Source organism: Zunongwangia profunda SM-A87, assembly GCF_000023465.1.
GTDB classification, from domain to species: Bacteria; Bacteroidota; Bacteroidia; order Flavobacteriales; family Flavobacteriaceae; genus Zunongwangia; species Zunongwangia profunda.
Genome location: NC_014041.1, coordinates 2,798,057 through 2,818,972 on the forward strand (window position 1 = coordinate 2,798,057; position 20,916 = coordinate 2,818,972).

At 35.9% G+C, this 20,916-nt stretch carries 24 protein-coding genes; 12 read left to right on the top strand and 12 right to left on the bottom strand.

Annotated elements, in window-relative coordinates:
• Positions 1 to 3: 3 nt before the first annotated feature.
• Positions 4 to 1,245: a tetratricopeptide repeat protein gene (locus ZPR_RS12310; RefSeq protein ID WP_013072014.1), complete on the top strand. Its 1,242-nt coding sequence runs from the start codon at positions 4 to 6 to the stop codon at positions 1,243 to 1,245.
• An 89-nt stretch (positions 1,246 to 1,334) separates the two neighbouring features.
• On the opposite strand, the gene ZPR_RS12315 is transcribed toward ZPR_RS12310, so the two are convergent.
• Positions 1,335 to 2,084 (bottom strand): C40 family peptidase, encoded by a 750-nt coding sequence (locus ZPR_RS12315; protein ID WP_013072015.1) that lies wholly within the window; start codon positions 2,082 to 2,084, stop codon positions 1,335 to 1,337.
• 27 nt (positions 2,085 to 2,111) lie between these two features.
• A complete protein-coding gene (locus ZPR_RS12320) occupies positions 2,112 to 3,290 on the bottom strand; it encodes an acetyl-CoA C-acyltransferase (protein WP_013072016.1) in 1,179 nt (392 codons plus the stop codon).
• Between the two features lie 115 nt (positions 3,291 to 3,405).
• On the opposite strand from ZPR_RS12320, the gene ZPR_RS12325 reads away from it, so the two are divergent.
• On the top strand, positions 3,406 to 5,451 hold the full coding sequence (locus tag ZPR_RS12325; protein ID WP_013072017.1) for an HD family phosphohydrolase: 2,046 nt from the start codon (positions 3,406 to 3,408) through the stop codon (positions 5,449 to 5,451).
• Positions 5,452 to 5,455: 4 nt separating this feature from the next.
• Here the strand turns inward: ZPR_RS12325 and ZPR_RS12330 are convergent, their stop codons facing one another.
• Positions 5,456 to 5,905 carry a transcription elongation factor gene (locus tag ZPR_RS12330; RefSeq protein ID WP_013072018.1) on the bottom strand — a complete coding sequence of 150 codons (450 nt, stop codon included), beginning with the start codon at positions 5,903 to 5,905 and terminating at the stop codon, positions 5,456 to 5,458.
• 194 nt (positions 5,906 to 6,099) lie between these two features.
• On the opposite strand from ZPR_RS12330, the gene ZPR_RS12335 reads away from it, so the two are divergent.
• Positions 6,100 to 6,762, top strand: coding sequence for a SatD family protein (locus ZPR_RS12335; RefSeq protein ID WP_013072019.1), 663 nt, complete (start codon positions 6,100 to 6,102; stop codon positions 6,760 to 6,762).
• Complete coding sequence (locus tag ZPR_RS12340; protein WP_013072020.1) at positions 6,759 to 7,478, top strand: DUF3307 domain-containing protein; 720 nt, start codon at positions 6,759 to 6,761, stop codon at positions 7,476 to 7,478. Before ZPR_RS12335 ends, ZPR_RS12340 begins: the two co-directional genes overlap by 4 nt.
• On the opposite strand, the gene ZPR_RS12345 is transcribed toward ZPR_RS12340, so the two are convergent.
• On the bottom strand, positions 7,455 to 7,862 hold the full coding sequence (locus ZPR_RS12345) for a hypothetical protein (protein WP_013072021.1): 408 nt from the start codon (positions 7,860 to 7,862) through the stop codon (positions 7,455 to 7,457). The genes ZPR_RS12340 and ZPR_RS12345 overlap by 24 nt on opposite strands.
• A 250-nt stretch (positions 7,863 to 8,112) precedes the next feature.
• Between ZPR_RS12345 and ZPR_RS12350 the strand changes: the two genes are divergently transcribed.
• From ZPR_RS12350 to ZPR_RS12365, 4 genes are all read left to right on the top strand, one after another.
• Positions 8,113 to 9,471, top strand: coding sequence for an NAD-dependent succinate-semialdehyde dehydrogenase (locus ZPR_RS12350; protein ID WP_013072022.1), 1,359 nt, complete (start codon positions 8,113 to 8,115; stop codon positions 9,469 to 9,471).
• A gap of 15 nt (positions 9,472 to 9,486) precedes the next feature.
• The gene (locus ZPR_RS12355; RefSeq protein ID WP_013072023.1) at positions 9,487 to 10,371 is read left to right on the top strand and encodes a DUF72 domain-containing protein; all 885 of its coding nucleotides are present in this window, start codon (positions 9,487 to 9,489) and stop codon (positions 10,369 to 10,371) included.
• A 1-nt stretch (position 10,372) separates the two neighbouring features.
• Complete coding sequence (locus tag ZPR_RS12360) at positions 10,373 to 10,783, top strand: NUDIX domain-containing protein (protein WP_041578892.1); 411 nt, start codon at positions 10,373 to 10,375, stop codon at positions 10,781 to 10,783.
• A gap of 107 nt (positions 10,784 to 10,890) precedes the next feature.
• Positions 10,891 to 11,283, top strand: a complete 393-nt coding sequence (locus ZPR_RS12365; RefSeq protein ID WP_013072025.1) for an acyl-CoA thioesterase — start codon at positions 10,891 to 10,893, stop codon at positions 11,281 to 11,283.
• A gap of 2 nt (positions 11,284 to 11,285) precedes the next feature.
• Here ZPR_RS12365 and ZPR_RS12370 read toward each other — a convergent pair whose 3' ends face one another.
• Genes ZPR_RS12370 through ZPR_RS12385 form a run of 4 tightly spaced genes read right to left on the bottom strand, consistent with a single transcriptional unit; the run spans position 11,286 to position 14,901 of the window.
• Positions 11,286 to 12,194, bottom strand: coding sequence for a mechanosensitive ion channel family protein (locus ZPR_RS12370; protein WP_013072026.1), 909 nt, complete (start codon positions 12,192 to 12,194; stop codon positions 11,286 to 11,288).
• Between the two features lie 3 nt (positions 12,195 to 12,197).
• Positions 12,198 to 13,280 carry an endonuclease/exonuclease/phosphatase family protein gene (locus tag ZPR_RS12375; protein ID WP_041578893.1) on the bottom strand — a complete coding sequence of 361 codons (1,083 nt, stop codon included), beginning with the start codon at positions 13,278 to 13,280 and terminating at the stop codon, positions 12,198 to 12,200.
• A 47-nt stretch (positions 13,281 to 13,327) separates the two neighbouring features.
• A complete protein-coding gene (locus ZPR_RS12380) occupies positions 13,328 to 14,617 on the bottom strand; it encodes a mechanosensitive ion channel family protein (protein ID WP_013072028.1) in 1,290 nt (429 codons plus the stop codon).
• Complete coding sequence (locus ZPR_RS12385) at positions 14,617 to 14,901, bottom strand: DUF3817 domain-containing protein (RefSeq protein WP_013072029.1); 285 nt, start codon at positions 14,899 to 14,901, stop codon at positions 14,617 to 14,619. Before ZPR_RS12385 ends, ZPR_RS12380 begins: the two co-directional genes overlap by 1 nt.
• 153 nt (positions 14,902 to 15,054) lie before the next feature.
• On the opposite strand from ZPR_RS12385, the gene galE reads away from it, so the two are divergent.
• Positions 15,055 to 16,092 (top strand): UDP-glucose 4-epimerase GalE, encoded by a 1,038-nt coding sequence (gene galE, locus ZPR_RS12390; protein ID WP_013072030.1) that lies wholly within the window; start codon positions 15,055 to 15,057, stop codon positions 16,090 to 16,092.
• A 76-nt stretch (positions 16,093 to 16,168) separates the two neighbouring features.
• Here the strand turns inward: galE and ZPR_RS22970 are convergent, their stop codons facing one another.
• The 4 genes from ZPR_RS22970 to ZPR_RS12405 form a co-directional block, all read right to left on the bottom strand.
• A complete protein-coding gene (locus ZPR_RS22970) occupies positions 16,169 to 16,327 on the bottom strand; it encodes a YqaE/Pmp3 family membrane protein (RefSeq protein WP_083759765.1) in 159 nt (52 codons plus the stop codon).
• A gap of 95 nt (positions 16,328 to 16,422) precedes the next feature.
• Complete coding sequence (locus ZPR_RS12395) at positions 16,423 to 17,205, bottom strand: DUF1206 domain-containing protein (RefSeq protein ID WP_013072032.1); 783 nt, start codon at positions 17,203 to 17,205, stop codon at positions 16,423 to 16,425.
• A gap of 107 nt (positions 17,206 to 17,312) precedes the next feature.
• Positions 17,313 to 17,930, bottom strand: coding sequence for a YqaA family protein (locus tag ZPR_RS12400; RefSeq protein WP_041578895.1), 618 nt, complete (start codon positions 17,928 to 17,930; stop codon positions 17,313 to 17,315).
• Positions 17,931 to 17,989: 59 nt separating this feature from the next.
• Positions 17,990 to 18,382 carry a hypothetical protein gene (locus tag ZPR_RS12405; protein ID WP_013072034.1) on the bottom strand — a complete coding sequence of 131 codons (393 nt, stop codon included), beginning with the start codon at positions 18,380 to 18,382 and terminating at the stop codon, positions 17,990 to 17,992.
• 211 nt (positions 18,383 to 18,593) lie between these two features.
• Here ZPR_RS12405 and ZPR_RS12410 point away from each other — a divergent pair, with 211 nt between their 5' ends.
• The 3 genes from ZPR_RS12410 (at position 18,594) to ZPR_RS12420 (ending at position 20,893) form a co-directional block, all read left to right on the top strand.
• A complete protein-coding gene (locus ZPR_RS12410) occupies positions 18,594 to 19,307 on the top strand; it encodes an SDR family oxidoreductase (RefSeq protein WP_013072036.1) in 714 nt (237 codons plus the stop codon).
• Between the two features lie 200 nt (positions 19,308 to 19,507).
• Positions 19,508 to 19,837, top strand: coding sequence for an ArsR/SmtB family transcription factor (locus ZPR_RS12415; protein ID WP_013072037.1), 330 nt, complete (start codon positions 19,508 to 19,510; stop codon positions 19,835 to 19,837).
• Positions 19,838 to 20,893 carry an ArsO family NAD(P)H-dependent flavin-containing monooxygenase gene (locus ZPR_RS12420; protein WP_013072038.1) on the top strand — a complete coding sequence of 352 codons (1,056 nt, stop codon included), beginning with the start codon at positions 19,838 to 19,840 and terminating at the stop codon, positions 20,891 to 20,893.
• The last annotated feature ends 23 nt before the right edge of the window (positions 20,894 to 20,916 follow it).

Genomic DNA, 20,916 nt, shown 5'->3' on the forward strand with positions numbered 1-20,916 from the left:
ACAATGAAAAAGAATATTTTGACATTGTCGCTATTGTCTTTCATAGGTCTCTCGGCAATAGCACAAAAAGATGAAATTAAAAATGCTGAAGATCTTATCGAGGATGGTAATTTCGCTCAGGCCAAAACAGAATTGGCGACTGCTGAAGGAAAACTTTCTGAAGCTAATGACAAATGGACTGAAAGATTTTACCTGTACAAAGCAAAGGCTTATTTAGGAGATGGTAAATCAACCTCTGTTGATGACTTTAAAACTGCCGGAGAAGCCTATAAAAAGGCTGTAGAGATGGGAAGCGAAGAAGCTCAGGAAGGATTAGCAGCTCTTAGAAATCAGCTGGTTCAAAGTGCTATCGATGATCAAAATACCGAAAATTATACGAGTGCAGCAGACAAACTGGTAGCGAGTTATGAGTTAAATAAACAAGATACAATCTATCTTTATTATGCGGCCGCAAACTCTTTAAACGCTCAGGATTATAACGCTGCGTTAAAGTATTATGAGCAATTGAAGGATCTAAACTACGATGGATCTTCAATTAGTTATACAGCGGTAAACAGTGAATCTGGAGAAACTGAATCTTTTGGTTCTAAAGAACAAAGAGATATGATGGCAAAGTCTGATCAGTACACTGATCCAAAAGATGAAAAGCAGCCGTCTAAAAGAGGGGAGATTGCTAAGAATATTGCTTTAATCCATATCCAGGAAGGTAATAATGATAAAGCCATTTCTGCAATGGACGATGCTAAAGCCAATAATCCAGATGATTTAGGTCTTTTACAGGCAGAAGCCAATATGTATTATCAAATGGGAGACAAAGCAAAATATAACCAGCTTATGAACGAGCTTGTTAAGAAGAACCCTAATGATGCCAACCTTTATTATAATTTAGGGGTAAGTACGGCAGAGCTTGGAGATCAGGAAAAAGCAGTTGAATATTATAAAAAAGCATTGGAAATTGATCCTGATATGGATAATGCCCGTATGAATATTGCTGCCGTTATCTTGAGTAAAGAACGTGAAATCATCGATGAGATGAACGGACTTGGAATGAGTAAAAAAGATAACGAGCGTTACGAAGAATTATCGGAAGAACGTAAAGAGATTTATAAAGAAGCCATTCCTTATTTAGAGGCTATCGTAAAGAAAAATCCGGACAATAAAGATGCTGTTAAAACGGCGATGAATATTTACACACAGATTGGTGAGAACGAAAAAGCTGCTGAAATGAAAGCATTGCTTGAGTAATCACGAAATAGAGATAAAAATCAAATCAAAAAAGCCCCAATTTTGGGGCTTTTTTAATTTTACAACTATTCGATAGGCATTGAAATAACTTAAACGATCTTTTTTATAACCCTTAATTTATGGGTATGCCTGCGTAGTTCTGTATTAAAAATCCCAGAGTGATCGATGCGATCTATTCTAACTTTTTCATCAACATGAATAATATAATTATCCTGCATCATAATGCCAACATGGTTAATTATACCTTCATTATCGTCAAAAAAAGCTAAATCACCAGCTTCACTTTCCTCAATAAAGCTCAATGCTTCCCCCTGTTTTGCCTGTTCGGCGGCATTTCTTTTCAGTCTATACCCATTTAGTTTATAGACCATCTGGGTAAAACCACTGCAGTCGACACCTAAAGGAGACCTTCCACCCCATAAATGCGGACTATTCTGATAAAATAAAGCAGATTGAATGATATGTGCTTTTGGCAGTACACCGCTTACGCTATGACCGTCGAATTTATGATTTAAATAAGCATTTGCATTTAAAGATGCCCCCATGGGAACAGGGGTGAGTTGCTGATTTGTATCAATGATAAATTCAATTAAATCAGCCGATAATTCTGGAGCCTGAGTGCCCAAATCTTCATAAACAATCTCTTCTATTTTTTTGATTTGTTTATTCTGAACCCAGGCTTCAAAAGCATCAAAAGCAACACGAATTTTACTCCATTTTGCACGTTCTTCAAGTATTTTAAAGTGTTCTCCATAAAGAAGTTGTGAAATCATTTCGCTTTCATTAGATGGGGCAAAGCGAAGTGGCACAATGCTTAGAGGGCAAATACCGTATTGCATTAAAGACGTATATTTCTAATTTAAGGATTAATTTCTTTCAATTATCATGGCAGATGCACCGCCTCCGCCATTGCAAATGGCAGCGGCACCCAATTTAGCATTGTTTTGTTTAAGAACATTAATTAAAGTAATTAAAATTCTAACACCACTACATCCCAGAGGATGTCCTAAAGAAACAGCACCACCGTTAACATTGGTTTTTTTATCAGATAACCCTAATATTTTCATATTAGCCAGTCCAACTACAGAGAATGCTTCATTAAATTCAAAATAATCTATTTCATCCTGTGACACCCCAGCTTTTGCTAAAGCTTTGGGAAGTGCTTTTGCGGGTGCGGTAGTGAACCATTTTGGTTCTTGTGCAGCATCGGCAAAACCCTTTATGGTACAAATAATTTCTAATCCTAATTCCTGGGCTTTTGATTTACTCATTAAAACTACCGCTCCCGCACCATCATTAATAGTAGAAGCATTAGCTGCAGTTACGGTTCCATCTTTAGAAAAAGCAGGTCTTAGGCTTCTTATTTTGTCCATGCGTACATTTTTGTACTCTTCATCCTCTTTAAAAATAACTGGCTCACCTCTTCGTTGTGGAACTTCAACCGGAACGATCTCCTGGTCAAACTTTCCGGCAGCCCAGGCTGCGGCCGAACGTTCATAGGACTTTATCGCAAAATTATCTTGATCTTCTCTTGAAAATTCATACTCATTGGCACAAAGATCAGCACAAACTCCCATCGCATTTTTATCGTATGCATCTACAAGACCATCTTTTTGCATACCGTCTTCCATACTTGCAGGTCCAAATTTTTGTCCTTTGCGAAGATGAAGATAGTGGGGAATCATACTCATATTTTCCATTCCTCCAGCCACCACAATACTCGAATCTCCGAGCATAATAGATTGGGCGGCTTGCATCACAGACTTCATTCCGCTGGCACAAACTTTATTAATGGTAGTACAGGGTACACTGCTTGGTATTCCTGCACCTAAAGCGGCCTGCCTGGCTGGAGCCTGGCCATTACCTGCCTGCACTACATTCCCCATGAGTACTTCCTCTACTAATTCAGGTTTTAGGTTTATTTTATCCAAGGCCCCTTTTATGGCAATAGACCCTAATTTAGTGGCTGGTATATCTGATAGGCTACCTAAAAAACTCCCTATTGGTGTTCTTGCAGCACTTACAATTACTACTTCATTATTCATAATTATGTAATTTAGCTATTCCTGTTTTGCGAATTTAGTGATTTTATAAGGAACTTGGCAAGACCTATTTAATGACCACTATTTTTTAGTACATTTGACCAATACTTCGACTTATATGGTGGATTTCGTAAACAAGCTATACAAAAATCAGGCGCTTTTTTACAAAGTTTTCTTATTCATACTAACGGCAGTTTTAATTGTTTATTTACTGCCCAAGGGAGGAAAATTCAAATATGAAATTCCGAAGGGAAAACCTTGGCAGCATGAAAGTTTATACGCCCCATTCGATTTTGCTATTTTAAAATCTGATGAGGAGCTAAAGCTGGAACGCGAAGAAATCGCCGCTCATAATATTCCTTATTATGAATACGATAAGACCATAGCCGATCGTGTAAAGAACCGTGCATTAGAGGAAATTAATGAAGTCTTTAGCGATAGTATCCTGGGGAATTACAGAAGTATTATAACCAATTTTGTTACTTCCAGGCTCGACGAAATTTATCGCTACGGCTTAGCTCAGGAAAATGACCGCATGGAACCGGGGGATCTTATATACCTGAGAAAGGGAAATGAAGCCTTTGAAATTCCATATAAAAATGTTTTTAAACAAGGGGAGATTAGAGATTATATTAACCAAAAAATCTATGATGCTAATCTGGATAGGTTTAGCAACGAGCTTCTGGAAATATTCTTTAACAGTGTCTCGCCAAATATGTTTTATGATAATGAGTTTACCGAACGTGTACTGCAGAGTAAGCTCGACAATATTTCTTATACTCGCGGCAATATAGAACAGGGGAGCAGGGTAATCGCCAAAGGTGAAGTTGTAGAAGGCAATAAGTATGATATCTTACGTTCACTAAAGGCTGAATATGAGTCACAGGTATGGAGTAAATCGAACTACAGCTGGATTATCGTGGGCTATAGTGCACTGGTGGCTATGGCCTTATTAATGCTGCTTCTTTTTATTCAGAAATACCGACCGGCCATTTTCGAAAATAATGTGAAAGTCACATTTATTTTCTTTAACATTATCTTTATGGTGATGTTAACTACGCTAGTGGTGAATTTTGATGTAAATTATGTATATGTAGTACCACTATGTATTCTCCCGCTAAGTTTAAAAGCATTTTTTGATGCACGTTTAGGCATGTTTACGCATGTGATTACCGTATTGCTTTTAGGTTTTATAGTGCCTAATAGTTATGAGTATATGTTTCTTCAGATCATCGCAGGGATTGTAACAATCCTTACGATATCCGAATTATATAAAAGAGCAAATCTATTCATTTCTGTAGGACAGATCACACTGGTTTATATTATTTCGTATTTTGCCTTTACCATTATTCAGGAAGGAACTATCGAAGATATAAAATCCGAAGTTTTCTTGACGTTTTTATTAGGAGGGCTGGCCACATTGTTTGTGCAGCCGCTTATCTATATTTATGAGAAAATTTTCGGAATGGTTTCAGATATGTCGCTTTTAGAACTTTCTGATACCAACAGTTCTTTACTTAAAGAATTGTCAGAAAAAGCGCCGGGCACGTTTCATCACTCTTTAAACGTAGCTAATCTCGCTGAAGCCGCAGCTAACGAAATTAATGCAAATGCCATGTTGGTTAGGGTAGGAGCTTTATATCATGATATCGGGAAAATGGAAAATCCTACGTATTTTACAGAAAACCAGGTTTCATCGGTGAATTCTCATGACGATCTAGCTCCGGAGGAAAGTGCTGAAATTATCATTGATCATGTGATTAGAGGGATAGAAATTGCTCGTAAAAATAACTTGCCAGACCGGGTGATCGACTTTATTCGTACCCACCATGGTACAAGTACAGTCTATTATTTCTATATGAAGGCTAAGGAGGACGATGATAATGTAAATCCAGATGATTTTAAATATCCCGGACCTATTCCTTTTAGTAAAGAAACAGCTATTCTAATGATGTGTGATAGTGTAGAAGCGGCAAGCAAAAGTTTAAAAGAGCCTACTTCCATACTTATTGATGGTTTTGTTGAGAAGATCATCAATAAACAGATGGAAGAAGGCCAGTTTTTAAATGCTAATATTACATTTAAAGAAATCCAGATGATAAAGAAAATTCTTAAGCGAAAACTTAAGAATATCTATCATTTAAGAGTTGAATACCCGGAATAAAATTTTATGCTATCCCGGTGATTTCATGTTCCTCGCCGTTAAATGTAAAGGTGTCTCCTTTCTTTTTGCCTTCTAGCGCTTTATAAATTGGAGCCTTTGTGGAAATTGCAAAGATTTTGCTTCCATTTTCCATACTTATTTCTCCAAGTGCTATGGAAACGAAGTAGTACTTCTTATTGGTTTCCACTACACTACCAAAACCAATTCTTTCATTTTTATACTCAGGGTCAATTTTACTAAGATCTTCTTTTTGCTCTTGAGCTTCACTTAAATAACCTGCGTTTTTCTCAAAATTACTTAGCATTTCCCCCTTGTTATCTTCATCGTAATCCGTCTTAATATCATTGTTTTCCATGGATTCTTTGATTTGATCCATTCGGCTTTGGTATTGATCGATTTTGTCGTTAATCGCGTCCAGAGATTTTAGAAATAGCTCTTTCTTATTCGTTTTCATATTTGTTTTTTTAGTTATTACTTAAAAATAGGTATCTGTTTTTCCCTTTGATAAGAATTAGTAAAAATTTAGTATGCAATTATGTTTGTATTTACAATATATAAGCTTAAATACTTATAATTATTAATTATAAGTTATTAGACTTATTTTTATTTAACATTAGATATTTGGCTTATATTTTCTATATTTGAAGTATGATTGCAGTATTAACCGCCGACTTAATCGATTCGTCCTCCTATAAGACTAAATTTTTGGAGCAGGTTATCGAAATGCTACAAATGCAATTTGAATATTTTGAAGAAAAATTAGAGGAGAAGAAAAGTAATTTTCGTATTTATCGTGGTGATAGCCTTCAGGGGATTGTTAATAGGCCTGAAAAAGCTTTGCTATGCTCTTTTTTACTGAAATCAGCGCTAAATAAACTTGAATTCAATCAGAACTCGCACATTATTAAAGCAGATTTGAAACTAGCCATAGGAATTGGTAGTTTTGATTTAAAACGGGACGAAATTTCTGAAAGTAATGGAGAAGCTTTTCAACTTTCCGGTAGGACTTTAGATCATATGAAAGCGGGTTCCAGAAAAATGATGTTAAAAACACCGATCCTGGATATCAATGCTGAATTTGATACCAGTTTAGCCCTTTTTGATTTTATTGCAGATCGTTGGAGTACTGCTTCAGCCGAAGTGATTTACTATCTTCTTCAGGGCTACAAAGAAAAAAAAATAGCACAGATTTTAGGGATAAGTCAAAGTGCCGTTAATCAAAGAAAAAAAGCAGCAGGATGGGATCCTATTTTAGGATTGTTAAAGCGTTTTGAAGAAAAAATTTCAGCAACTTTTAAGGGAAATGTATGATATTTCTACAACTTTTTTTAGCGCATATTCTTACTGATTTTGTATTTCAAACCTCAAAAGGGGTAAAACAAAAGCAAAAGAAAAAAGCGAAATCTATTTTCCTTTATCTTCATGCATTTTTAGCCGGTTTTCTGTCCTATTTACTTTTAAGGGACTGGGATCAAATTTTTGTTCCAATTGTTATAAGTGTTACCCATTATGTCATCGATCTTTGGAAGCTGAATCAAAAAAAGGACAATCTTAAATACTTCTTATTAGATCAATTACTACACATTATAATAATTATAATCGTCTGGTTATACCTTAGTTCCAGTTTCGAGCAAATTGGGCCCGGGTTTATTCAGTTATTAGATTCCAATCCTTTTTTATCTGTCCTTATTGCGTACTTACTTATTATTTTTCCGGTTGGATTTATTATAGGAAAAGCTACTGAGAAATGGCATGATGAAATTTTAAACAATACAAAAGAACCTCTTAGCTTAAAAGCAGCAGGACGCTATATAGGTATTTTTGAACGTATTTTAGTACTAACTTTTATCTTAACCGATAACTTCTCGGCAATAGGGTTTTTAATCGCTGCCAAATCAATTTTGCGGTTTGCCGATAAAAACGAAGCAAGTGCCCGTAAACAAACAGAATATGTGCTTATCGGGACACTTATGAGTTTTTCTATTACTATCATTATAGGACTATTAGTACGCCATATCGCGTTCTAAAAGTTGTATATTGTCTTGTATTCTTTGCTTTACCAAATTCATCATTCGCTTATTTAAAGCAGAAGAATTTTCAATATATGTACGGTATTCTTCAATGGTAAACTGGCCTATAACCATTCCCTTTAAACTATTTCGAAATTTGATATCACGCTGAATAGTATTTTCAATATAACTAATACGCTTTTGAAGGCCAAGTTCATAAAACGCATTTTTATGCTTGGTAATATAGTTCCTGAATGCTTCTACAAATAAATCATTTTGAAGTTTAACAATGGGCCTAAGCGTTCCGTTTTGGAACTTTTCTTCTGAACTCATGTTCTTTGAAATCTTTGCTGATGGGATTTCTGGCCTTAATTGGAGTAATTGGTAATCGCGTGGATTCATAATAAAGGCGTTTGTTCTAAATTAACAATAAATAAGACGCTTTATCATGTCGGTAAAATTAATTGTAAACCAGTTATAAACAATTAACAAATTTTCTACTATTCCGTTATGTTTAGCGTTTGGGTAATATAAGTCCTCTGTTTTAGAGAAAATGACTTTTAAAAAGTGATAAAGTCAGTTAAAATCCTCTTAATCGTTCTATTCACCATGCGCTTCTTATTACCTTTAATAAGAACAAAAAAATGATGTTATGATCACTTCAAAAAATCCTTATACAGGAGAAGTCATAGAAGAATTTAAAGAATACACTAAAGAGGAAATAAATAATGCCATAAAGAAGGCAGATGATCGCTATAAAACCTGGCGAAAAGTAAGTTTTTCAGAAAAAAGTAAACTTTTGAAAAATGCAGCAAAAGAATTGCGCGATAATAAACAATCCTATGCTGAAGATATTACTCAGGAGATGGGAAAACCTATAACTCAGGCTTTAGCCGAAATAGAAAAATGTGCCTGGGTTTGTGAATATTATGCTGAAAACGCTGAAAATCATCTGGCAAGGGAAATCATTGAAACCGATGCTCAAAAAAGTTATGTAAGTTACGAACCCATTGGTATTGTTTTAGCTATTATGCCCTGGAATTATCCTTTCTGGCAGGTATTTAGATTTGCCGCTCCTGCACTTATGGCCGGTAATATAGGCTTATTAAAACATGCCAGTAATGTGATGCGTTCTGCAAATAATATCCAAAAGGTGTTTGAAAGAGCTGGTTTTCCCGATGGTTGTTTTCAAAATTTGGTGATATCCAGCAGTAAAATAGAGGATATTCTAAAAGATAAACGCGTTAAAGCCGTAACCTTAACCGGAAGTAAACCGGCAGGTAGTGCCGTTGCCGCAACTGCAGGAAGTGAAATTAAGAAATCTGTTTTAGAACTTGGGGGGAGTAATGCACTGGTCGTTTTTAAAGATGCTAATATTGCAGAAGCCGTTAAAACATGTGTACAGGCAAGATTTCAAAATACTGGTCAAAGCTGTATTGCCGGAAAACGCCTGTTACTTCATGAGCGTATAGCAGAAGAATTTATGGAGGAATTTGTGAAGCAGGTAAAAGAGTTAAAAAGTGGGGATACTATGGATGAAGATACCTTTATAGGAACACTCGCCCGTGAAGATCTCGCTGAAGATCTAGAAAAACAAATTCAGGATTCTGTAAAACAGGGGGCAAAAATAGTGCTAGGAGGAAAAAGAGATAAAGCTTATTTTGAGCCAACCATTATTACAAATGTCAAAAAAGGAATGCCTGTTTTCGACCAGGAAACTTTTGGACCAGCCATGGCGGTAACTACTTTTAAAGAAGATCAGGAAGCAATAGATCTGGTCAATTATTCTGACTTTGGCTTGGGAGTTTCTATTTTTACCGAAGATTTTACATTTGCAGAGAAGATCGTACCGGCCTTTGAGGATGGAGCTGTATTTGTAAACGAGCTGGTGAAAAGTGATCCCAGGTTACCTTTTGGTGGTACCAAGATCTCTGGATATGGCAGAGAACTTTCTTCGCATGGTATTCAGGAATTTATAAATAGAAAGACCGTATATTTTAATAAATATTAATTTAAAAACATATCCATGAAATTTGGAAAGGTTGACGATCCGGGGAACGTAGATTTTACGCTTCCTCCGGATCACCCTCAAACAAAAGAGGTATTAAACAGGTATGAAGAGGGCAAATTTGAAAATGTAAGAATTGGTTGTGCTAAATGGAACAGGCAGGATCTTAAAAATTTTTACCCAAGAGGAACGAAAGATGAACTCTCGTACTATGCAACACAGTTTAATGCGATCGAATTAAATGCTTCTTTTTACCGAATTTTTCCGGATGCTCAATTTGAGACCTGGTATGGGAAAGCTACTGAAGATTTTCAGTTTTCTCCTAAAATTCCAAGGATCATTAGTCATATTAAGCGCCTCAATGATACTGAAAGGCTTGTGGACGACGTAGTTTCCAATATGATGCCTTTAAAAGAGAAATTAGGCTGTTGTTTTTTACAAATGCCAGACAATTTTATGCCTAAGTGGATGGAACGATTGGAACCATTTTTTAAGCACTGGCCAAAAGAAATCCCACTGGCCGTAGAACTACGTCATACCGATTGGTATAATGATCGAGATATAGCGAATCAATTAAATGATTTATTAGTAAAATATAATTTAGCCAGCGTCATTGTAGATGCTGCCGGAAGAAGAGATTTGCTTCACATGCGTTTATCCAATGCCACGGCATTTATTCGCTATAATGGCGCTAACCACCCCTCCGATTATACACGATTAGATGATTGGCTGGAAAGAATAGGAGAGTGGTACGAGCAAGGATTAAAGCAGCTATATTTTTATGTACACCAAAACCTGGAGGAAGCTTCGCCTTTACTTTCCGCTTATTTTATTGAAAAGTTCAATAAAAAATTTGGGACAGATATTATGATCCCACAAACATTAGCTTCAAAAAATAAATGAGATGAGAGCAGAGATAGCAGTAACAGTTGATAATGTAATATTGTGCCAAGTAGAGGAAAAATTTAAGCTTGTGCTGGTAAAACGGAAGAATGAGCCTTTTAAAGACAAATGGGCGTTACCTGGTGGATTTGTAGAGCAGGAGGAAGAACTATCCGAAGCTGCGAAAAGAGAACTACAGGAAGAAACCGGTTTAGTCGTTGAAAAAAATGAACAAATAGGCACCTTTGGAAAACCGGGAAGGGATCCTAGGGGGCGCACTATTTCTATAGTGTATCTAAGCTTGATTCATTGCCAAGAGCAACTCCATGGCAACGATGATGCTGCCCAAGCGGAATGGTTTGAAATTGACAATCTGCCAGAATTAGCTTTCGATCATTCTGAAATTGTAAAAACTGCTTATCAATATTTATAATGTCATAAATGCCATGTGTTCCTATATATTAATTCTATTTCACCATTTTATTTCAGAATTGAGTATGACGCTGCAATGGCTATTTTCTTTTTAACTTTAAAATAAAAATGAATTTTCATACAAGAAAGTGGATTAAACCACAAGATTTAAACCCAAACCAAACCCTTTTTGGCGGTCGTTTATTAGAATGGATCGATGAAGAATGTGCACTTTATAGTATCATTCAATTAGAAAACCCTAAAACGGTTACCAAGTATATGAGTGAGATCGATTTTAGAAGTTCGGCCAGAGAGGGAGATATTATTGAGATAGGTATTGAGGTCGTAAAATTCGGATCGGCATCTTTAACGCTAAAATGTGAAGTGAGAAATAAGATGACTCGTGAAACGATTATTATGGTAGATAAAATTGTTATGGTGGCACTGGATGAAAACGGTAAACCAAAACCTCATGGAAAAACACGAGTAGAATTTGTAAAAGATCGTTTGGCCGATAAATAAATTTAATCACTGTGGGTTTCTTTTGCCAGTCGTACGGGAAATTCTTTCTGGCCACCATAAAGTTTGATTTCCTGGATATCGGCAGGCATATAAAAACCATGCTCTTCTAAAGCTTCTTTAATGGTTCTAACCACATTCCCTTTGGTAATAAGTGCCATTTTTCTAAAATCGGTAGTATCTACCCAAAAGAAAACTTTTAAGTTCACGGTACTTGTTGCTAATTGGTCTTCTATCACAAAATTTTCGTGCAAATCATCTTCGATTACAGTAGGCTCTTTCGCAAGAGTTTCCATAACTACTTTTTTGGCGGCATCAATATTATCTTCATAGGCGATACCAATTATAAAATCCCATCTAAAAAATCCGTCTTCGGTATAATTGGTAACAGGCTTGGTAAGAACATCGCTGTTTGGAATATATACATCTTTACCATCAAAAGTTTTTAATTTGGTATACCTAAACTCTAATGCTTTGACTTTTCCAAAATTAGCACCTATTTCTACGGTATCATTAATATTGAAAGGTCGATTAAAGGCTAGTATTATACCTGATATAAAATTTTCTCCTATATCTTTAAATGCAAACCCCAAAATTAATGCACTTGCACCAGCAGCCGTAAAAATCCCAGTGGCTATGGCCCCAAGACCGGCTGCTTTTAATCCCAGAATAATGGCAACTACGATAATAATAAATTTAATCGCTTTTCCAAGAAAACGGCTCATCAACGGATCATGGGTTCGTTTGGCAATTTTTTTGGTTAGGAAATTACCTATTGCTGAACCTATTAAAACACCTAGAATGATCAATAAAAGTCCGAATCCTATCCCGGGCAACTGTTTTATGAAAGTAGTATAATAGGTATTTGTTGCCTCGGTGATGTCCTCTATCTGGTTTGGTTCTTGAAAAATCATTTATTACATATTTTTTTCAGCTTTTTCCTGGTCTTCTTCCTGTTCAGCCTTAATTTGCTTTCTGGCATTTTTTAGCTGATTTTCAGTGGGTGGTTCAGGTATTTGTTCCTGTGCCCTTTCCGGTTCATAAGTGATTTCGGCAAAGGCGGGAAAATGATCAGAGCCAATATCATGTCCGACTTCAATGCGTTTAACCCTAAATTCTTCCGTAGTAAAAACATGGTCTAATGGCCACCGCATAATAAAGTTATTAGCACTGAAAGTATTAAAGAAGCCCCTGCCAATACGTAAATCCAGTAAGCCGCCAACCTTTCTAAAAATCCTGGTCGTTTGGGACCAGGCCACATCGTTAAAATCCCCCATAACAATCACCGGATAGTGGGCATCATAAGTTCTAAGTGCGATTTTCATCATTTCAGCATCGCGATCTGAGGAACTCGGGTTATGCTGAGGCATGGGCGGGGTTGGATGTATACTATAGAACTGTAGGGTGTCTCCCCCAAAAAGCAGTTTTGTATCTATGGAAGGGATACTGTCTTCTACCATAAAATGAACTTTAGGATCTAGGAGTTTAAATTTGGAATAAAATAATTTTCCGTAAGTATTGTCTAAAGGCACCTCTTTCTTATAGGGATATACTTTAGAAAGATAGGGTGAAATGTCCTTAACCCACTTTAAATTGGCTTCATCCAGGATCAAAAGATCTGGATCTAAACGATCTACTTCTTTTAATATGGACTGGTGATCTTTGTTTTTTTGTAGAACATTTGCGGTGAGCAATTTGATACTTTTCTTATGGTTACCACTATCTCCAATTTCGGTTGGACTAAGCGGGGTATAAGGATAAATTTTACCCATTTGTACCACGATGCATATTAGAAGGACGATAACCAATATATAGTCTTCTATCCATCGAAAATTAAATTTGATAAAATACAGTAATAAGGCTACAATAGTTAGGACTGTTAATTGAACATGTGGAAAATCAAAAACACGAATCCACCAGTAATCGGCGGCAACAAATGGAAAAATAGTTAGCACGATGGTAAGAATACCAAAGATCTGAAAAAAGCGGCGTAGTTTCATATCCAGCAATTTATGCTAAAAAGCTAAGCCGCTATGTTTAAGTTAGGTTAATTCTCTTGTTGAAATCCGTATAATTTTGTGATATCGTCTCCAGAGGGGGATTCAAATAACTGCAATCCAAAATAAGGAATGGCGGCGATCACATGATCAAAAATATCTGCAGTGATATATTCAAAGTTTTCCCACCTTTTATCACGGCTAAAACACAGAATTTCGATCGGAATCCCTTTATCTGTAGGGGCCTGATGTCTTACGATGATATAAAGTTCTTTATGAATGGCAGAATGTTCATTTAAATAAGAATCAACATATTTTCTAAAAATCCCTAAATTGGTTTGATTTCTCCCGTTTAGAGGAAGCGATTTATCAATATTATTGTCGGTGTTAAATTTATTGATTTCCTCCTGTCTTGACGTTATATATTTTTTAATGAGAGCCACCTTTTTAAGTTCTTCCAAATTTTCAGAAGTCATAAATTTCACGGAATTCTGCTTAATATAAACCGCTCTTTTTATTCGACGACCGGGAGATTCCTGCATACCTCGCCAGTTCTGAAAAGATTCTGAAATTAAGCTGTAGGTCGGAATCGTAGTAAAGGTGTTATCCCAGTTTTGAACTCTTACGGTGGCAAGACTTATTTCGGTCACATTACCGTCGGCACCATATTTATCAAAAGTAATCCAATCACCAATTCTAACAATATCGTTAACGGCAACCTGAATTGAGGCGACAAATCCAAGAATGGTATCTTTAAATACTAAAATTAGAACTGCCGAAGCCGCACCTAAAGAAATAATGAAACTGCGAACAGATTCTCCGGTAATTTCAGCAAAAATAAACATGAGCCCAATGACCCAAACCAAAATCATGACTACCTGAATATAGCTATCTACCGGTTTATCATTAAACTGACGTAAGGTTTTTAGGTAGTGCTTGGATGTTCTTAGTATACTTCTACATATCCAGACAACCAGGATAATTACATAAAGATCGAAGAGTTTATCGAAAATAGCTAGTATTGCCGAATAATCCACGAAAATGATAGGCATCAGATAATAAAGCGCCATTAAAGGTAAGATCTGACCTACATACCGCGGAAAGTTACTTTGAATCAAAAAATCATCAAAAGTTGTTTTTGTTTTATCTGTAAAAGTCTTAAATGTTTGTATTACAAAGCGCTTAATAAGATAATTAATTCCAAGAATAATTAGGATTAATACAAGAATATTAAGCAATAGATTGGCGTAATGAGCAATATTATAATTAACACCATTTTTCAGTAAAAAATCTTCAAGCAAACAGGATAGTTGCTTTATATCTTCATTTAATTGAATCATTATAAATATTTTCTTTCAGCATAAAATGGTCCCAAGGGTAAAACTGAACACAGTACTACAATAAAAAGCTGCTTTAGTTTCCAATTTAAAATTTCATATAAATAATAGGCGCCCAGGATATATAGAATAAATAATACCCCATGTGCCATTCCTACCATACGCACCATTTCTGGCATTTCCCAAATATATTTGAGCGGCATGGCAACCAGTAATAAGACTAAAAATGATATGGCCTCTAAGGTGCTAATGATCTTAAATAAACGAATAACTTTTTCTTTATCCATGTCCACAATTTTGACTACAAATATAAGTCTTTGTAAATGAATTTTGTTTAAGATCATCGATAATTGCCCTGTATTATATTACAATTAAGATGCCCAAGCAGCTTCTTTATTTCCTATAGTTTCATTAAATTGCAGGTTAATCAACCATAAATTATGAGTGGAAAAATATTAGTGACCGGAGGCCTTGGTTTTATTGGTTCACATACCGTGGTCGCACTTCAACAAAAAGGTTATGATGTTGTCATTATAGACAATTTGTCTAACTCTTCTATCGACGTATTAGCCGGAATAACCAGGATTACGGAAAAAACACCTGAATTTGAAAAACTTGATCTTAGAGAGAAAAGTGCTGTAAGGGATTTTTTTGAAAAATATACTGATATTGAAGGCGTGATTCATTTTGCAGCTTCTAAAGCAGTAGGTGAGAGTGTGCAAAACCCGTTATTATATTACGAAAACAATCTTGCCTCATTAATCTATCTACTTCAGGAATTAAGTAAAAAAGACAAAGCGAATTTTATTTTTAGCAGCTCCTGCACAGTGTATGGACAAGCTGATGAGTTACCGATAAAAGAAGAATCTCCTGTAAAGAAAGCAGAATCTCCCTACGGAAATACCAAACAAATAGGTGAAGAAATTATTATAGATAGCTGCAAAGTTGCTGAGGGATTAAAAGCAATTTCTCTGCGATATTTTAACCCTATTGGAGCGCATCATTCGGCTGAAATAGGAGAGCTACCTCTCGGAACTCCTCAAAATTTAGTTCCGTTTATTACACAAACGGCCATTGGCAAACGCAAAGAGTTATCCATTTTTGGAGATGATTATCCAACTGAAGATGGTACCTGTATTAGAGATTATATTCATGTAATGGATTTAGCAGAAGCTCATGTAGCTGCGTTAACCAGACTTTTGGAAAATGAAGAAGCGCCAAAATACGAGGTCTTTAACCTGGGAACAGGAAAGGGCAGTTCGGTTTTAGAAGTAGTCCATTCTTTTGAAAACGCTACAGATGAAAAATTGAATTACAAAATAGCGCCGCGTAGGGAAGGAGACGTAATAGCGGCTTATGCCGATACTACTAAAGCTAATAAAATTTTAGGCTGGAAAGCCGATACCGATCTTGATACCGCTTTAGCAAGTGCATGGAAATGGGAGAAGAGAGTTAAAGAAAAAGAAGATCTAGATTAATGAGAATCTTTTATATATAAAAAAACCGGCTTTAAGCGCTTTAAGCCGGTTTTTTGTTTATAATTATTTTCAATAATTATCTCGTACCATTCACTAAAAAGGCATGAATTACACCAGGTATCCAACCAATAATAGTTAAAACAATACTGATAAGTAAAGTAGTGCCCACACCGTGTTTCATATACACTGCAAGAGGTGGTAAAAGAATATTCAGAATGATTGTTAAAATAGACATCGTTTAATTTTTTGGTTAGTTATTAATTTTCGACTAATGTAATGCTATGTGATTAAGTTATTGAAACAATTAGTTTTAGTTTAACTCACTTTAACTTAAGCTTTAAATTTACGATACTTAGCCATCATAAACATATAAATACCATAACACACCAATCCGGCTGCCACCGCTCCTAATAAGTATTGACCATAGGAAGAGTCCTGAAGAAAGGAAAAAGCATCAGTAGTACTTTTAATTTCCGAAGTATTGGATTCGATGGCTGCCCTTATAAAAAAGTAACCTAAAATAAAGAAAATCACCCCACGGGCAATAAGCCCCATTAAACCGGTATTTTTAATGGTTTTCCTTCTCTTTTCTTCTGAAATTGACTTGTAATCAAATTTGGAAAGAAAGCTTTTCGTATAAGCTTTTTTAATCTGGTTGATTCCGGCTCCAATAACTGCAATCCCGATAGCTGCAAATATAAAGACTCCAACTTGGCCGGTCATAAAACCAGGACTTTGGCTGCCACTTCCGGAACTTCCTCCGGCATTTATTACTTTCATAAATGCAGAAACGGCCAAAGCCAGATAAATCAAAGCACTTACCCCAAAGGCCGCTCTCTTCACTTTTCCTTTTTTATCGCTGCCGATATTTTCAGGATCTTGAAATACCTGTATGGCCCTCCATATAACATAACATAAAAGACCAATACCCATTACGATTAATATCGCGTTTCCAAAAGATTGTTTTTCCAGAAATTCTAAAGCCTGAAATTTTCCGGCTTTTTGTCCGCCCATATTAAAAGCGGCTAAGAAAGTAAGTATACCTGTTATAGCATAAACCGATCCTTTTGCCACATATCCCGTACGTGCAATTTTCTTTAATTTTGAGTTCATTTAGATTGTTTTTTTAGTTGGTAATTCTAAATGTACTCTAATAAAAAATGTTGTTCCAAATTTTTAGCACAAGTTTACCTCCTTATGCTTCAAAATGTTATAAAGCGTTAAACCATTTCGAAAATTACAAGGGCATATAGATAAAAACGAACAAATCGTAGCAAGCCAAACATTAAGTAACTGCTAAATGGAAAGTTAATAATCCCTGCAGCAATACTTGTGATAGAAAAAGGAATAGGCAATAAAGCCCCCACGATAATCAAAAATCCACCCCATTTTCGGGTGTTTTTAATATGCTGTGCTAATTTTAATTCCATGGCCTCGTGAACGCTTGGTATTTTAGTAATACCCCGGCCGATATAATAAGAAACAATTCCTCCAACATAAGAAGCAACTGCTAAAAAAGATAAATATAAAATGGGGCTAACAGATTTGCCTGCCCAGGCGATAAACAATTCAGGCGGAATTAATCCTAATAGTGATTCGCTGGCAAAAAAGATGCTTAGGATGACGATAGGTGAGTAGGTTTGGGTTACCATCACCAAAGTATCTTCTATATCAATGACAAAACGGTCTAAAGCAAATAAAGCACCAACAAATAATATAATGGGTAAAATAGCTTTTTTGATACTTTTCCAAACAAAACTATAAAAACCGGTATACTTGTAGTATTGGTGCATTAAGCGCAGTCTTGATTTTTTCCTAGACTTCGCATCTTTCTTCATCAGCTATCTTTTAAGAAATTGATCTGGTTAATACAGATGTAAACAGGCAAAGAAGTTTTTTAATTCTCTTCAGCGTATTCTGTAAATGCCTGTATATAGTCGCGCAACTCAATCTCATTTACCCTATTGGTATGATCTTCCATCAAAGATAAAAGGTAAGCAAGGCTTTCCTGCCCAGTTACTTCATCTTCCACGCGAACTTCCTGATTTTCCTCATCATCTTCGATAGGATCGTCTTCAGGAATGGCAATGTTAAATGACTGATACTCTTCTACATGCTCGAAAGTTAATCGAATCACTTTGGCAAGTAGTGGCTGTCCTTCTTCAACCACATAATTTCTAAGTTCTTTTAAGTCGTCGATCAGCGTATTGGTAATAATTCCGTTTCGCATCAAATCTCGCTGAATCTTATTAAGCAGCTTCTGAGCTTTTATGTTTTCTAAAGGTTTCAAATTATCAGTGTATTTATTTGTAGTAGTAAGAAATCAAGTTTTTGCAAAAATACTTTTTTATGCTAGTTCTGAAACTATTTAACACCAAAATTAATAAAGGTTTTAGATTTAAAATTAACAATTAATTACCAATTATAATTTTAAACGCCATAGCTTCTTTATTAGCTTTAGTTCTAAAGCAAATTTCAAATAAAAAATCAAGAAATTAGTTATGAATAATTTAAAAGGAAAAGTGGCATTTATTACTGGCGGGAGTAAAGGTATTGGCTATGGAGTTGCAGAAGCACTGTTAAACCAGGGCTTTAAGGTAGCAATTACCAGCCGTTCTTTGGAAGCCGCCCGTGAAGCTGCAAAAGAATTAGAAAGTAAAGGAGAAATTATTGGTTTAGAAGCTGATGTTAGAAATTATGAAAGTCAGCAAAAAGCAGTACAGTCTGCCGTTGATAAATTCGGAAAAATAGATCTTTTAGTGGCTAATGCCGGAGTAGGAAAATTTAATTCTATAGAAGATATGACTCCTGAAGAATGGAATGCTACGATCGAAACCAATCTTACCGGGGTATTCTATAGCGTGAAATCTACTTTAAGCGAATTAGTAAAAACCGAAGGTTATATCGTTACGATTTCAAGTCTGGCAGGAACCAATTACTTTGCTGGTGGTGCAGCATATAACGCCAGTAAATTTGGTTTAACCGGTTTTTCTCAGGCAGTAATGTTAGATTTAAGACAAAAAGGGGTAAAAGTGAGTACGATTATGCCGGGATCTGTGGCCACGCATTTTAACGGACACACGCCAAGTGATGAAGACGCCTGGAAAATACAGAAAGAAGATATTGGCGAACTGGTAGTGGATTTAATGAAAATGAATCCCCGAACTTTACCAAGTAAAATTGAGGTAAGACCATCTCAACCACCAAAAAAATAATCGTCAGATTTAAATTTTGTAAAAAAAGCTGCTTTTTAGAGCAGCTTTTTTTACTGCCAATATTATCGTAATATTGCAATTAATAATTTTTAGGGCACCTCTGGTAGGTACCTAAAGATCTTTTCAGAATTTTAAAGTATCACTAAGAGCATCTCGATCGATATCATATCTTTTGGTGTTAATAAAAACAGGCTTAGGCTATGGGAGTTACAAAATCAGAAATTTTTAGTGAAAGTCAGAATCAAATTGCCACGATTGCCAAAGTCTTGGGGCATCCGGCTAGAATTGCTATACTGCAGCAAATCATCAAATCCAAAAGTTGTATTTGTGGGGATCTGGTGATGGAGATTGGCCTGGCCCAGCCCACTATTTCACAGCACCTTCGGGAATTAAAGAATATTGGTGTTATCAAAGGAGATATTGAAGGAACTCGTGTTTGTTATTGCATAAACGAAAAAAAATGGGGTGAAATTCGTGATGTACTTGTTAGCTTTTTTCAGCAGGATATCATCGGAAAGGAGTGTTGTTAGATGATTTATGATGTTGTTATTGTTGGTGGAGGGCAAAGTGCACTTGCCTGCGCCTATTATTTAAGACGAACTTCGCTGGACTATATCATTTTAGATGCTAATAAAAATTGTGGTGGTTCCTGGGGACAAAACTGGGAGCATTTAGACTTGTTCTCTGCGGCTCAGCATAGTTCTTTACCGGGTTGGCTTATGCCAAAGACCAAAAACGAATATCCTACTAAAGAAGAAACAATAGCGTATTTATGCCAATATGAAAAGCGTTATGATTTACCGATAAAAAGAGGTGTTAAAATCACTAATATTGAAAAAGAAAACGGATTATACCTTCTGAAAAGTACCGGGGAAAACTTCAAATCTAAAGTTATCATTGCAGCTACCGGTACACAATCCAAACCACTAATTCCTGAAGTCACCGGAATAAAAAAATTTAAGGGAAAACAACTCCATTCTTCGAAGTATCGTAAAGCAGAAGATTTTATCAATAAAAAAGTTTTGGTCGTAGGTGAGGGGAATAGCGGAGCTCAGATACTGGCACAACTTTCAAAAGAGACTGAAACGAAATGGGCGGTTAAAAATACTCCCGAATTTTTACCTGATGATGTAGATGGTAAAGATTTATTTGACCAGGCTTCAGCAAAATATAAATCCAAAAAGGAGGGCAAAGAGTTTAAGCCACAAAACTACAACATCGGTAGTATTGTTATGGTTCCACAGGTGAAAGAGGCAAGAGATCGCGGAGTTTATAAAGATTTCAAAAATATTGAAAAGCTTACCGAAACTGGCGTACAATGGCAAAATGGAGAATGGGAAGATTTTGATATCATATTATGGTGTACAGGTTTTGGCTATGCTACAGATTATCTGAAAAATATTACTGAAATTCAGCAAAACGGAAAAATAGCTACGAAAGGCACAGCAGCTTTATATGGCGATGGCTTGTGGCTTGTAGGTTTTGGACAATGGACGGGGTTCGCCTCGGCAACTTTAATTGGTGTTGGCCGCTCGGCCAGAAAAACAGTGACCGAAATTAAAGCATATCTGGAGGTTTCTAAATAGTTTTACCCTGTAGTAAAGCGCAA